At 67.7% G+C, this 12,676-nt stretch carries 13 protein-coding genes and 1 pseudogene; 10 read left to right on the forward strand and 4 right to left on the reverse strand.

All coding sequences use genetic code 11. The features are described 5' to 3' along the window. Positions 1-121: 121 nt before the first annotated feature. Entirely contained in the window at positions 122-1,102 is a 981-nt protein-coding gene (locus tag GQ57_RS28975; protein WP_031399723.1) for an AAA family ATPase, read from the reverse strand. A gap of 228 nt (positions 1,103-1,330) precedes the next feature. Between GQ57_RS28975 and GQ57_RS28980 the strand changes: the two genes are divergently transcribed. The 10 genes from GQ57_RS28980 to GQ57_RS29025 all read left to right on the forward strand — a co-directional run bounded on the left by GQ57_RS28980 (position 1,331) and on the right by GQ57_RS29025 (position 11,025). Beyond that, positions 1,331-2,050: a nitroreductase gene (locus GQ57_RS28980; RefSeq protein ID WP_034199683.1), complete on the forward strand. Its 720-nt coding sequence runs from the start codon at positions 1,331-1,333 to the stop codon at positions 2,048-2,050. A 146-nt stretch (positions 2,051-2,196) separates the two neighbouring features. Further along, positions 2,197-2,685, forward strand: a complete 489-nt coding sequence (locus GQ57_RS28985) for a hypothetical protein (RefSeq protein ID WP_031399721.1) — start codon at positions 2,197-2,199, stop codon at positions 2,683-2,685. Positions 2,686-2,690: 5 nt separating this feature from the next. Further along, entirely contained in the window at positions 2,691-3,506 is an 816-nt protein-coding gene (locus GQ57_RS28990; RefSeq protein WP_034199678.1) for an endonuclease/exonuclease/phosphatase family protein, read from the forward strand. A gap of 62 nt (positions 3,507-3,568) precedes the next feature. Next, positions 3,569-4,216, forward strand: coding sequence for a LysE family translocator (locus tag GQ57_RS28995; RefSeq protein ID WP_034199679.1), 648 nt, complete (start codon positions 3,569-3,571; stop codon positions 4,214-4,216). A gap of 225 nt (positions 4,217-4,441) precedes the next feature. Continuing rightward, the gene (locus GQ57_RS29000; protein WP_031399718.1) at positions 4,442-5,212 is read left to right on the forward strand and encodes a ferredoxin--NADP reductase; all 771 of its coding nucleotides are present in this window, start codon (positions 4,442-4,444) and stop codon (positions 5,210-5,212) included. A 415-nt stretch (positions 5,213-5,627) separates the two neighbouring features. Beyond that, positions 5,628-6,443 (forward strand): quorum system sensor histidine kinase RqpS, encoded by an 816-nt coding sequence (gene rqpS, locus GQ57_RS29005; RefSeq protein ID WP_034199680.1) that lies wholly within the window; start codon positions 5,628-5,630, stop codon positions 6,441-6,443. 7 nt (positions 6,444-6,450) lie between these two features. Continuing rightward, on the forward strand, positions 6,451-7,107 hold the full coding sequence (gene rqpR, locus GQ57_RS29010) for a response regulator transcription factor RqpR (RefSeq protein ID WP_031399716.1): 657 nt from the start codon (positions 6,451-6,453) through the stop codon (positions 7,105-7,107). Between the two features lie 223 nt (positions 7,108-7,330). After that, a complete protein-coding gene (locus tag GQ57_RS29015) occupies positions 7,331-8,737 on the forward strand; it encodes an amino acid permease (RefSeq protein WP_031399715.1) in 1,407 nt (468 codons plus the stop codon). 542 nt (positions 8,738-9,279) lie between these two features. After that, a complete protein-coding gene (locus tag GQ57_RS29020) occupies positions 9,280-9,783 on the forward strand; it encodes a hypothetical protein (RefSeq protein WP_031399714.1) in 504 nt (167 codons plus the stop codon). 216 nt (positions 9,784-9,999) lie between these two features. Further along, positions 10,000-11,025: an XdhC family protein gene (locus tag GQ57_RS29025; protein WP_031399713.1), complete on the forward strand. Its 1,026-nt coding sequence runs from the start codon at positions 10,000-10,002 to the stop codon at positions 11,023-11,025. A 67-nt stretch (positions 11,026-11,092) separates the two neighbouring features. Here GQ57_RS29025 and GQ57_RS29030 read toward each other — a convergent pair whose 3' ends face one another. The 3 genes and pseudogenes from GQ57_RS29030 to GQ57_RS40355 all read right to left on the reverse strand — a co-directional run. Continuing rightward, entirely contained in the window at positions 11,093-11,812 is a 720-nt protein-coding gene (locus GQ57_RS29030; RefSeq protein WP_031399712.1) for a PepSY-associated TM helix domain-containing protein, read from the reverse strand. Positions 11,813-12,082: 270 nt separating this feature from the next. Then, entirely contained in the window at positions 12,083-12,400 is a 318-nt protein-coding gene (locus GQ57_RS29035) for an EscU/YscU/HrcU family type III secretion system export apparatus switch protein (RefSeq protein WP_031399711.1), read from the reverse strand. Further along, a pseudogene (locus GQ57_RS40355) lies at positions 12,397-12,676 on the reverse strand (hypothetical protein); the annotation flags it as partial. The pseudogene GQ57_RS40355 and the gene GQ57_RS29035, both read right to left, overlap by 4 nt.

Here is a 12,676-nt window from a genome sequence, read left to right on the forward strand (position 1 = left end):
CGAGGGGAGAGATAAGAATTGTACGTCCCGGTTCACCCGCTTGCCGAGCGGATGCGCACGCGGCGCAACGATACCGCGCACGGCGCGGCGCGCGCGGCCCGCCGCCGCGCGCGCCGCCCGGTCAGAAGCCGATCGGCCGGCGCTTCGCGGCGCCCTCGTCGGCGCGGATGTCGCGCGGCCCGATCGCGTCGCGGCCGTCGAGCCGCGCGGCGCCGAATGCGTGCAGCAGCGCGCGGCGCATCGTGCGCGGCGGCGTCGCGGCCAGCACGTCGAGCGCGTCGTCGCCGAGCGTGTCGGGGAAGCGCCGCCCCCACGCGTGCGACGTGCGGATCTCGTCGTAGATCGTCTGCGCGATCCGGCGCGCGCCGGCCGCATCGGGCGGCGCGATCTCGTACACGTTCATCCGGTTGAGCAGCGGTTCCGGAATCGCCTGCGCGTCGTTCGCGGTCGCGATCCAGATCACGTTGCCCGCATCGATCGGCACTTCCGCGAATTCGTCGACGAAGGCCCGCGCGGTGTCGTGCTCGAGCAACGCATACAGCGCGCCGAGCGGATCGTATTGCGCATCGCTGCCGGCCTTGTCGATCTCGTCGACCGCGATCACCGGGTTCGCATAGCTGCCGTTCACGAGCGCGTCGAATACCTTGCCGGGCTTCGCGTTCTTCCATTGCGACGAAGCGCCCGACAGGATCCAGCCGGCCGTCAGCGAACTCATCGGCACGTAGTGGTACGCGGTGCCGAGCAGTTGCGCGAGCGCCTTCGCGAAATGCGTCTTGCCGATGCCGGGCGGCCCGAGCAGCAGGATCGGCATCAGTTCGAGCCGGTCGTCCGTTTCGAGACACAGCGCGACCTGCTTGCGCACGTCGTCGAGCGGCTCCGTGAAATTGGGCAATGCGTCGCCGAGCGCGTCGAACGACGGCATCCGGTTCGGCTTCACGCAGAAGCGCAGATTGCCCGTCTTGAGCATCTTCTCGTAGGTGGCGCGCAGTGCGTCGCTCGCACTCTCGTTCAGGTCGCTCAACGCCGTCTCGACCTGTTCGAGGTCGTACACCGTGCTGAAGGACGCCACCGCCAGTTCCTGTTTCACCATCGCCGTCGTCATACCAACCTCGCTGCCGCTTGCCGTCGCACAACCATCAGACCCTTACGATTTCAGTGTAGCGGGCCCGCATCGCCGCGCAAGCGAGCAGCCGCGCGCGTCTGCTGCTAACACCGGAGCGCGCTGCACGCCGGCGCGGCACGGCGTATGATCGTCGGTTGACCCGCCCGCCGCGCCGGCTTCGCCGGCCACGACCGCGCGGCGGGTCGCGCCCGCTCCGAAGGTATGCCGATGTCCGTTCCCGCCGCTTCCCCGCGCATCGACGCCGATGCGATCGACGCCGTCGACACCGCGCTCACGTCGCGCCGCGCGATCCGCGCGTTCCTGCCCACGCCGGTGTCGCGCGACACGCTCGAGGCGATCCTCGAAGCCGCCAGCCGCGCGCCGTCGGGCACCAACATCCAGCCGTGGCGCGTGTACGTCGCGACGGGCGCCACGCGCGATGCGCTCGCCGCCGCGCTCACCGCGGCTCACGACGATCCCGCCCGCGACGAGAAATACGTCGCCGAGTACGACTACTACCCGCGCGAATGGGTGTCGCCGTATCTCGAGCGGCGCCGCAAGGTCGGCTGGGACCTGTACGGCCTGTTGAACATCGCCCGCGACGAGAAAGCCCGCATGCACGCGCAGCACGCGCGCAACTTCCGTTTCTTCGACGCCCCCGTCGCGCTGTTCTTCACGCTCGAGCGCATCATGACCCACGGCGCATGGCTCGATTGCGGCATGTTCCTGCAGGGCGTGATGACGGCCGCCCGCGCACGCGGGCTCGACACGTGCCCGCAGGCGGCATTCGTGCCGTTTCACCGGATCGTCGCCGAACACCTCGGCATTCCCGCCAACGAACAGCTCGTCTGCGGCATGTCGCTCGGCCATGCGGACCCCGCCGCGATCGAGAACCGTCTCGTCACCGAGCGCGCGCCGGTCGCCGAGTTCGCCCGCTTCTTCGCTTGAAAACGCATGACGCGGCCCTACCTTTTCAACATGCGTGCATCGCGCGGCGAAGCCGGCGCGGCGCGCCCCGCCGCATCGCGATCGAAATCGATCGGGCGTAAGATGTACGTTCGTTCCCCGCTATTGCGCATTTCCGGAGACGTTTCATGCTGAAACACGGCCTGGCCGTCCTGCTCGCGAGCATCGCGCTCGCCGCCCATGCGCAGAGCCCCGCGCCGGCCTCCGTCGCATGGGAGATCCAGGTGGTGCGCGACGGCCAGACGATCGACACGTTCCAGCAGCACACCACCGTCGGCCAGACCCGCACCGATACCCATCGCTATCCGTCCGCCGTGCCGGTCGGTTGCGGCAACGCCGCCCGCGTCGTGCCGACCGAGCGCTCGCGCGCGGTGACGGTCGCGCCGCTCGCGGTCGACGCCGGCGCGAATACGGTCTCGCTCGCGCTCGACGTGCAGGAAACGCTCGACGACGAAAGCGCGACGCGCAGCGATCCGTGCGTGCCGGCCTCGCCGCGGCAAATCGTCGCGAGCCACCCCGGCCTGACGGTCGGCGGCGACGCATGGACGGACTGGACGCTCGTCGAGCAGCGCCCGCATCTCGTGTACCGCGTGCGTGCGCGCGTCGCGCAGGATTGAACGTCATGTCCGCCGACGCCCTGTCCCTGCCGTTCGCCGAACCGCACGCCGCGCCCGACGAAATCACCGCGGTGAGCTGGAACCTGCACAAGGGCCGCTCGCCGCTCGGCTTCACCGCGTGGAACGCGATGCGCAACTGGATGCAGTCGACGCACGCCGACGTGTATTTCCTGCAGGAAGCGATGGCGCGCCGCATGCCGCGCCCCGTGCTCGCGCCGGGCTTCGGCGCGCCGATGGACGATGCGGTCGACGACGTGTGGCATTGCCAGGCCACCGAGATCGCGCATGCGCTCGACTGGCAGATCGCCCTCGGGCCGAACGTGTTCAAGCCGTCGTGGCGGCACGGCAATGCGATCCTGTCGCCGCATCCGCTCGACCTCGGCGGCCGCTGGGACATCTCCGCGCACCGCTTCGAGCGGCGCGGGCTGCTGGTCGCGCGCGCGACGCTCGCCGGCGCGCGTCCCGTCACGCTGCTGTGCGCGCACCTCGCGCTCACGCGGGCCGCGCGGCTGCGCCAGATGCACTGGATCGCGCACTGGATCGTGCGCAACGCGGGCGACGGCCCGCTGATGCTCGCCGGCGATTTCAACGACTGGCGCAACGATTCGGTCGCGCTGTTCGGCGAGATCGGACTCTCCGAGGTCGCGACGCTGCTCGGCGAATCGGGCCGCACGTTCCCCGCGTTCTCGCCGGCGCTCGCGCTCGACAAGATGTTCGTGCGCGGGCTGACGCCGCTCGAATGGCGCGCGCCGTCCGGCGAGGCCGCGTGGCTGTCGGATCACCTGCCGTACATCGCGCGCCTGCGCCTCGATCCGCCGTAACGCCGCGCTCCGGTCGCGCGGCGCGCTACCATTCGGGGCTCGCCCATTCCGCCCGCGCCGCCATGACCTACCTGCCGATCCTGTTGCAAATCGCCGTCGTCTATCTCGTCGCGGCGATCACGCCCGGCCCGAATTTCTTCATGATCTCGCAACTGTCGCTCGCGGGCCGGCGCAGCCTCGGCGCCGCGTCGGCGCTCGGCGTCGGCACCGCGTCGCTGGCATGGGCGACGCTCGCGATGCTCGGTCTCGCGGCCGTGCTGCACCAGGTCGAATGGCTGTACGAGGCGATCCGGATCGGCGGCGCGCTGTATCTCGTGTATTTCGGCTTCAAGCTGCTGCGCGCGGGCGTGCGCCGCGACGCGGCGCCGGCCGGCGCGCCCGACGAACCCGCGCCGCTGGCCGCGCCGCACGCGCGCGACTACCTGCGCGCCTATCGCAGCGGCCTGTTCACCTGCCTCACGAACCCGAAATCGTGCGCGTTCTGGACCAGCGTGTTCGCGGCGATGCTGCCCGCGCACGTGCCGCTGTGGTTCAACGGCGCGGTGCTGGTGACGATCGGCGTGCTGTCGGCGGGCTGGTATTCGTGCGTCGCGTACCTGTTCGCCAGCCCGCGCGCGCAGCGCGGCTACCGGCGCGTGCGTCGTCCGCTCGACGCGCTGTGCGGCGTGGCGCTCGTCGGCCTCGGCGCAAAACTCGCGGCCGATCGATGAAAGACAATTGAAAGAATGCGTTGCGCCAAATCCGCGCAGCCTCGGTGGTCAAGCCCGCGATCGGTGCCAACAGGGTAAAATAATGAATTCCTCAATCGTCTGTCATCGAGAAGGCGCGTGTCAGGCGCGCCGGCCGGCCGATCCGCGATCGGGCCGTCGCACTCGGTTTTTGCCCGTTTTGGGGCCCGTTACTCGCGTTCGCTACGCGCGTCCGTTTTCAAAGCCATGAGCAAATACGACACCGCCACCGTTCAATCCGTCCATCACTGGACCGACACGCTGTTCAGCTTCACCTGCACCCGCGAGGCGGGCCTGCGCTTCAACAACGGCGAATTCACGATGGTCGGCCTCGAGGTCGACGGCAAGCCGCTCGCGCGCGCCTATTCGATCGTCAGCCCGAACTACGAAGAGCATCTCGAATTCTTCAGCATCAAGGTGCAGGACGGCCCGCTGACGTCGCGCCTGCAGCACCTGAAGGTGGGCGACACGGTGCTGATCGGCAAGAAGCCGACGGGCACGCTGGTCGCCGACAACCTGCTGCCGGGCAAGACGCTGTGGATGCTGTCGACGGGCACGGGCCTCGCGCCGTTCATGTCGATCATCCGCGATCCGGACATCTACGAACGCTTCGACAAGGTGGTCCTGACGCACACGTGCCGCCTGAAGGGCGAGCTCGCGTACATGGACTACATCAAGCACGACCTGCCGGGCCACGAGTACCTCGGCGACATCATCAAGGAAAAGCTCGTCTACTACCCGACGGTCACGCGCGAAGCGTTCGACAACGAAGGCCGGATCACCGACCTGATCGCGACGGGCAAGCTGTTCACCGATCTCGACGTCCCGCCGTTCTCGCCGGAAAACGACCGCGTGATGCTGTGCGGCAGCACCGCGATGCTGAAGGACACGACCGACCTGCTGAAGCAGGCCGGCCTCGTCGAAGGCAAGAACAGCGCACCGGGCCACTACGTGATCGAACGCGCATTCGTCGACTGATCCGCCCCTAAATTTGTGCCACATCAAGAACCGGAGTGAAAGCTCCGGTTTTTTTTCATCCGGCCTTGGCGAATTAGTAACAAGCTGGGACCATCGCATCTCAAATAGTTACATTTTGATACGTCAGCGTCCGGCGCTTGCGCGTCAGTGTTTTTCCTACAACACGTTCGCGCCAATCACTCACATTTACCCTTAAATGTCCGCCCGACATGACCTTTTCAGAAATTTTGAGATATTATTCGCCGCGCGTGGTTGACGTTTGGATGAGAGTGGAAGGGTCGGATGCAAGTGTTACAAGACGTAACTTTTGTTACCTCGGCAGGGGGCGATTCTCTGGCGGCGACCGTCATCGAAACGGCAGCCGATCCACGCAGCCAGCCGGTGTCTGAACCGCTTTCTGACAGCAGGGAGAGTCATGGATACGTCGCTTAGCGCACCCCGGGGCGCTCACGCCCCGTTCCCATCGCAGCAGCGCGTACAAGGCTGCGCCGCCACTCCGCCCATTGCCGACGTCGCGTCCGCACGCGACGCCTCCGCCGCGCGGATCGCAGCGCTGTCCGCCCAATTGCTTGCCGCCGACGAAGCAGCACGCCGCCATCTGGCCGGCGAGCTGCATGACGGACTCGGCGCCGAACTCACCGCTGCTCGTTTCGCGCTCGCAAACGTTCAAACGTGGCTGCCGGCCGATGCGCCGGACGGCTGCCTGCGTGCGCTGGAGCTGGCGCAGCAGGCGCTCGACGCCGCAACCGACGCGAACCGCCGGCTGATCGACGAACGCGATACGCCCGCACTCGACGCGGGCGTCGTCGGCGCGCTGTCGTCGTGGGTCGACAGCCACGCGACGCGCACCGGCCTGCGCACGAGCTTCGTCTGCGCGGCCGACGCACGCCTGACGCAGATTGCCGGCGCCAGCGTGCTCGCGGTGTTACGCGTCGCGCAGGAAGCGTTGTCGAACGTCGCGAAGCACGCGCGCGCCGCGTCGGTCGACGTGCGGATCGCGACCGACGGCACCCATCTGTCATTGATCGTCTCCGACGATGGTACCGGTTTCTCGCGAAGCCGCCGCACCGGCTACGGCCTTGCGGGCATGCGTGCCCGCTGCGAGGCGTTCGGCGGCAGCTTCGACGCGAGCACCCCGGAAGCCGGCCGCGGCACGCGCATCACCGCACGCTTCGCGTGGGATTCGCTGCTCGCGGTGCCGGTCGCGGCCCGCCGCGCATCGCTTTCGTGAGGTCGTCATGAGCCTGAACATCCTGCTCGTGGACGATCACGCGATCGTCCGGCAAGGGATCCGCCAGTTGCTGATCGACCGCGGCGTCGCGCGCGACGTCACCGAGGCCGAGAACGGCGGCGACGCGATGGCCGTCGTCGACAAACAGGAATTCGACGTGATCCTGCTCGACATCTCGCTGCCCGACACCAACGGCATCGAGGTGCTCAAGCGCCTCAAGCGCAAGCTGCCGCGCACGCCGGTGCTGATGTTCTCGATGTACCGCGAGGATCAGTACGCGGTTCGCGCGCTGAAGGCCGGCGCCGCCGGCTACCTGTCGAAGACGGTCAATGCCGCGCAGATGATCGGCGCGATCCAGCAGGTCGCGGCCGGCCGCAAGTACGTGAGCCCCGCGATGGCCGAGGCGCTCGCCGAATACGTGTCGTTCGAGAACGAGCCGCTGCCGCACGAGAAGCTGTCCGATCGCGAATACCAGACGCTCTGCATGCTCGCGTCGGGCAAGCGGCTCACCGACATCGCGAACACGCTGTCGCTGTCCGTGAAGACGGTGAGCGTGTACCGGTCGCGGCTGCTCGAGAAGATGCGGCTGTCGAACAACGCGGAACTCACCTTCTACGTGATGAGCAACCGGCTCGTCGACATGGCGCCCACGGCCGGCGCCTGATTCGTACGTCCGGCCGGTTCGCCGACTTGCCCGGCCCGGCGGCGCGGCACATGCCGCACTGCCGCCGCGTGCCGCCCGGCGCGCGCGCAAGCGCTTGTTTTATCGGACGATTTCGTGACGAACCGCTGCGCTGCAGCGGGTCTTGCGCGTCAAATCGGCTAAAATTATCGGTTTTCACTCAGTCAGCGCTTCCGCGCCCGCGCGCGCCTGCAATTCATCCGCAATGTCTCTCTTCCGCAAGAAAAACGTCGATCGCATGATCGCCGGCGCGCATGCCGCCGGGCTCAAGAAAGCGCTCGGCGCGATCGACCTCACCTTCCTCGGCATCGGCGCCATCATCGGCACCGGCATCTTCGTGCTGACCGGCACCGGCGCCGTGCAGGCCGGCCCGGCGCTGATGCTGTCGTTCGTGATCGCCGCGATCGCGTGCGGCCTCGCGGCGCTGTCGTACGCCGAGTTCGCGTCGACGATCCCCGTCGCCGGCTCCATCTACACGTATTCGTACGCCACGCTCGGCGAGCTCGTCGCGTGGATCATCGGCTGGGACCTGATGCTCGAATACGGCCTCGCGTCGTCGGCCGTGTCGGTCGGCTGGTCGGGCTACCTGCAGTCGCTGCTGCAGGGCTTCGGGCTGTCGTTGCCCACCGTGCTGACGGCCGCGCCCGGCGCGGTGCCGGGCGTCGTCACCTGGTTCAACCTGCCTGCGTTCCTCGTGATGCTCGTGATCACGACGCTGCTGTCGATCGGCATCCGCGAATCGACCCGCATCAACAACATCATGGTGTTCATCAAGGTGTCGGTGGTGCTGCTCGTCATCGCGGTCGGCGTGTTCCACGTGACGCCCGCGAACTGGAAGCCGTTCATGCCGCACGGCTGGAACGGCGTGTTCGGCGCGGCGGCCGTGATGTTCTTCGCGTTCATCGGCTTCGACGCCGTGTCGTCGGCGGCCGAGGAGGTGAAGAATCCGAAACGCGACCTGCCGATCGGCATCATCGCGTCGCTCGCCGTGTGTGCGGTGTTGTACGTGACGGTCGCCGCGGTCGCGACCGGCATCGTGCCGTCGGCCCGGTACGCGAACATCTCGCACCCGATCTCGTACGCGCTGCAAGCCGCCGGCGAGAACTGGGTCGCGGGCTTCATCGATCTCGGCGCCGTGCTCGGCATGCTGACCGTGATCCTCGTGATGAGCTACGGCCAGACGCGCGTGATCTTCGCGATGTCGCGCGACGGGCTGCTGCCGGCGACGCTGTCGCGCGTGCACCCGCGCTACGCGACGCCGTTCCTCACGACCTGGCTCGTCGGCCTGTTCTTCGGGCTGATCGCCGCGCTCGTGCCGCTCAACGTGCTCGCCGAGCTGATCAACATCGGCACGCTCGCGGCCTTCTCGATGGTGTCGATCGCCGTGCTCGTGCTGCGCCGCACGCACCCCGATCTGCCGCGCGCGTTCCGCTGCCCCGGCGTGCCCGTGGTGCCGATCCTCGCGGTCGCGTCGTGCCTGTTCCTGATGCTGAACCTGCAGCCCGTCACGTGGGCCGCGTTCGGCATCTGGCTCGTGATCGGCCTCGTGATCTACTTCCTGTACTCGCGGCACCATTCGAAGCTCGCGCACGGTCACCACGACGCGCACTGAACGCCGCGCCGTGCCGCGCGCGGCACGGTGCGCACCCGCGGGGCCGGTATCCGGCCCCGCCCCCTCTCCGCCTTCCCCCGCCTGCCTGCCGCCACGTTGCGCGTCCCGCAACGATACGCGCGGCAATTCCATTTCCGATCGCCTGTTTTTCGAATGCCGATATATTCGGCCCGAATCGCCAATTTAATCGACAGAAAATCTAATCAGGTTAATTTGAATATGAATAGCAGAAAATAATCGCGCAACCGGCATTGAACTCCCGCATTCGCCAAACTAGTATTCAGGTCGTTCGGCAGCATCCCGCCCGAACCATACCAGACGGGCCACACAGCACATCGGAAGCGTAGTCCGCTGCAATCGATTTCATTGAATTCATTTTTCGCAAACCAGATATTCATCGATTATTCGTAATCGGAATTTCAGCAGGCTTTTAATTTGATGCGACCGGACCGAGCAATCCGGCCGCCGGCATTGAATTGCCTCCGTCCGGAGGCATGTCGCTGCACCTGTCCGAAGTTCAACAAGAACCAGAGAGGTCTTTCATGAGCAATACATTGGTCAACGTCACGGCGAAGGTCGAAATCAACGCGGCCAACCAGACGATCGCGGGGCTCAGGGATTATCAAAGCAAGAACTGGGCGATCGGACTGAACGGGGATACGCTGGCGCCGGACGGTTTCCTGACGTTCTTCACCGAGCGCAACCTGCCGTTCAGCTACTACGTTCGCGCACGCGGCGTCTCGGTCGGCGAGCCGACCGCCTACCAGGCGAACATCGAGACGCTGACGCAGCACATCGCCGCGATTCGCGCGTCGGAAACGAACCAGGTCCAGGCGACGATCCGCGAGCTCGAGCTGTACAAGTCGCGGAACTGGGCGATCGGCCTGAACGGCACGACGCTGCAGCCGGACAACTTCCTGCCGTTCTTCGGCACCCGCTCCGTGCCGTTCGAGTACTACGTGCGCAGCGGCGGCGTCGAGCTCGGTTCGCCGAGCGCATATGACAACGACATCCGCCACCTGACGCAGTACCTGGGCTCGCTCTGACGCCTCGCCGCCGGGCGGATCCGTCCGCCCGGCGGTTCACCGACGGGTTGCGCCGTCGGGCCCGGCTCCGGGCATTCCGCTTCCTTCCCCCGCGCCACGCCCCCTTCCCCGGTTCACGCTTCCCCGGCAACTGCACGCTTGCCGCGGCAGGTTCATAATCCCGCCATTGAACGGCGGCCCGCACCGGCGGTGCCGTCCGGCAACAGGAAATGGATGATGGAAAGCGTCGATCTCGATGTATTGAAATCCAGCGCGCGCTGGATCGAAGAAGGCCGCCGCGTGCTGCTCGTGACGGTCGTGAAGACGTGGGGCTCGTCGCCGCGCCCCGAAGGCGCGATGCTCGCGGTGCGCGAGGACGGTCTGGTGGTCGGCTCCGTGTCCGGCGGGTGCATCGAGGACGACCTGATCGCCCGCGTGCACGCGAGCGGGATCGCGGCCGATGCGCGCCCGGAAGCGCTCAAGTACGGCGTGACGGCCGAGGAAGCCCACCGCTTCGGGCTGCCTTGCGGCGGCACGATCCAGCTCGTGCTCGAGCCGCTCACGCGCGACAGCGGGGTCGCGGCGCTGTGCGCGGAAGTCGAGGCCGGCCGCCTCGTCACGCGCACGATGACGCTCGCGACCGGCCGCGCGTCGCTGTCGCCCGCCCGGCCGGCCGACGGGCTCGGTTTCGACGGCGAGCGGCTCGTGACGATCCACGGGCCGCGCTACCGGATGCTCGTGATCGGCGCCGGCCAGCTGTCGCGCTATCTGTGCCAGATCGCGGTCGGGCTCGACTACCAGGTGACGGTGTGCGATCCGCGCGAGGAATACACGGATGCGTGGGACGTGCCGGGCACGCGCGTCGTGCACACGATGCCCGACGACACGGTGCTCGACATGCAGCTCGACGCCCGCTCGGCCGTGATCGCGCTCACGCACGATCCGAAGCTCGACGATCTCGCATTGATGGAGGCGCTGAAGACGCCGGCGTTCTACGTGGGCGCGCTCGGCTCGCGACGCAACAACGCGGCGCGGCGCGAGCGGCTGCGCGAATTCGACCTGAACGAAGCGGAACTGGCCCGGCTGCACGGGCCGGCCGGCATCTACATCGGCAGCCGGACGCCGCCGGAAATCGCGATTTCGATCCTTGCCGAGATCACCGCCGCGAAGAACCACGTGTCGCTGCCGACGATCCTGCAGGTCGAGGGCGCCAAGGCCGCGCGCGAGATCGCGGCGAACAGCGGCGCGACCTGCGGCCTTTGATCCGCACCGTTGCCGCGCCGGGCAGGCGGCGGCAACGACCCGCGGCCGGCGCGGGTGCCGGCCGGGATCAGGTCAGGCCGGCGGCGAGCGCCGCTGCGACCGATCCGACCACCAGCACGACGCCTACCGTGCGGCGCTTGTTCAGCTCGGTCCACAGCAGCACGCCGGTGAGCGACAGCAGGATCATCGAGCCCGCGATCGTGTCCATCAGCAGCACCCAGCCGAGATTCATGCCGACGCCGCGATGCAGGTTGTTCAGCGTCGTCAGGAATGTGTTTCCCGTGCGCTTCACCGACACGTAGCCGTTGCCGACCCAGTATTCGGCCTGCAGGTTCTGGTGCGGGCCGAACACGCCCATCTGCCAGCGCTCGGGCTGCATCACGCTCCGGTCGCCCCACGCCACGGCCTGCGCGGGTTCCTTGCGCAGGCGGCCCGGCGTGCCGTCGAAGTGCAGTTCCTGCTGCAGCCACTTCGTCATCGCGGCGGGCGACTTCGGCGCCGGATCGGGCAGCGCGATCTGCATCTGCTCGACCTGGGGTTCGCCGGTCGAGATCTTCAGCGGCGGCGCGCGATGGTTGAGCAGCACACCCGTCACGCCGAACAGCAGCCCCAGCACCGCGCCCCACAGGCCGACCCAGCCATGCACCTTGCGCAGCCACTTGATGAAGGTCGCGCGGCGCGAACGCTGGCGGCGCGCGGCCAGTTCGTCGTCGCTCAGCGGGCGTGCGGCAGGACGCAGCACGGTGACGCCCGCTCGGGGCGGATTGATCGTTTCGGGCGCGTTCACGCGAAAGTATCCATTCGTTCAAAACAACGGGCGGCGCGCAGGGAATGCGTGCCGCCCGGGAAACATGAAAATGAGAATGGATATCATTACACAAATCCACTGCCGGCTCAATCCGCACGGGCGCGTCGCGGCACGCCGGACAAGCGAGGATGGGCGGGAAAAGAGCACGCGTAGCGCGCATGATGCCGGCCGATAGGCATTGGTTGCCGGCAGAATGATTCCGCAAGGCAGAGACAGAATTTCGTAAGAAATCGTCCCGACAGGGGCCGTTCAGCGCAGCGGCGGCAGCGGGAAACGCGGCGCGGCGTCGTCCGGCGCGGGCTCGGTGCGGTCGAGCGCGTACAGCCACGCAAGCAGATCCGCGACGGCATGATAGAGCTGCGGCGGAATCCGGTCGTCGAGGTCCACCTGCATCAGCAGCGACACCATCTCCGGCGCCGTATGCACGTACAACCCGGCGTCGTGCGCGCGCGCGACGATCATCTCGGCGAGTGCGCCATACCCTTTCGCGACCACGCGCGGCGCCTCGTCGCCGCCCTTCGGGTCGTAGACGAGCGCGGCCGCGCGCTTGCGGGACTTCATGCTCACTGCAGCACCTCGTCGTCGATATCCGGCGCACGCTGCACCGGTTCGCCGGCCGCGCCGCGCGCATACGCGGCGGCGGCGGCCTGGGCCGCAAACAGGTCGAAGCTGTCCGGCGCATCGTCGACCGCGCGAATCGACAGCCCGCCCACCCGCAGCCCCGACCCCTCGAGCCGTTGCCCCAGCGCGGCTTCGTGCCCCGCTGCGGCAACGGCTCGAGGGGTCGGGGCCGCGGGGGGGCGGGCCGTCGGTTCGCGCGGGCGCGGATGCGGCGGAAAACGG

Origin of the sequence: Burkholderia sp. MSh2, from assembly GCF_000731655.1 — a bacterium.
GTDB classification, from domain to species: Bacteria; Pseudomonadota; Gammaproteobacteria; order Burkholderiales; family Burkholderiaceae; genus Burkholderia; species Burkholderia paludis.

Coding starts and splice junctions, on each gene's coding strand:
- GQ57_RS29020 (WP_031399714.1), top strand. CDS start 9,280: ATGAGCAATACATTGGTCAACGTCACGGCGAAGGTCGAAATCAACGCG.
- GQ57_RS28980 (WP_034199683.1), top strand. CDS start 1,331: ATGTCCGTTCCCGCCGCTTCCCCGCGCATCGACGCCGATGCGATCGAC.
- GQ57_RS29015 (WP_031399715.1), top strand. CDS start 7,331: ATGTCTCTCTTCCGCAAGAAAAACGTCGATCGCATGATCGCCGGCGCG.
- GQ57_RS28995 (WP_034199679.1), top strand. CDS start 3,569: ATGACCTACCTGCCGATCCTGTTGCAAATCGCCGTCGTCTATCTCGTC.
- rqpS (WP_034199680.1), top strand. CDS start 5,628: ATGGATACGTCGCTTAGCGCACCCCGGGGCGCTCACGCCCCGTTCCCA.
- rqpR (WP_031399716.1), top strand. CDS start 6,451: ATGAGCCTGAACATCCTGCTCGTGGACGATCACGCGATCGTCCGGCAA.
- GQ57_RS29000 (WP_031399718.1), top strand. CDS start 4,442: ATGAGCAAATACGACACCGCCACCGTTCAATCCGTCCATCACTGGACC.
- GQ57_RS28975 (WP_031399723.1), bottom strand. CDS start 1,102: ATGACGACGGCGATGGTGAAACAGGAACTGGCGGTGGCGTCCTTCAGC.
- GQ57_RS28985 (WP_031399721.1), top strand. CDS start 2,197: ATGCTGAAACACGGCCTGGCCGTCCTGCTCGCGAGCATCGCGCTCGCC.
- GQ57_RS28990 (WP_034199678.1), top strand. CDS start 2,691: ATGTCCGCCGACGCCCTGTCCCTGCCGTTCGCCGAACCGCACGCCGCG.
- GQ57_RS29025 (WP_031399713.1), top strand. CDS start 10,000: ATGGAAAGCGTCGATCTCGATGTATTGAAATCCAGCGCGCGCTGGATC.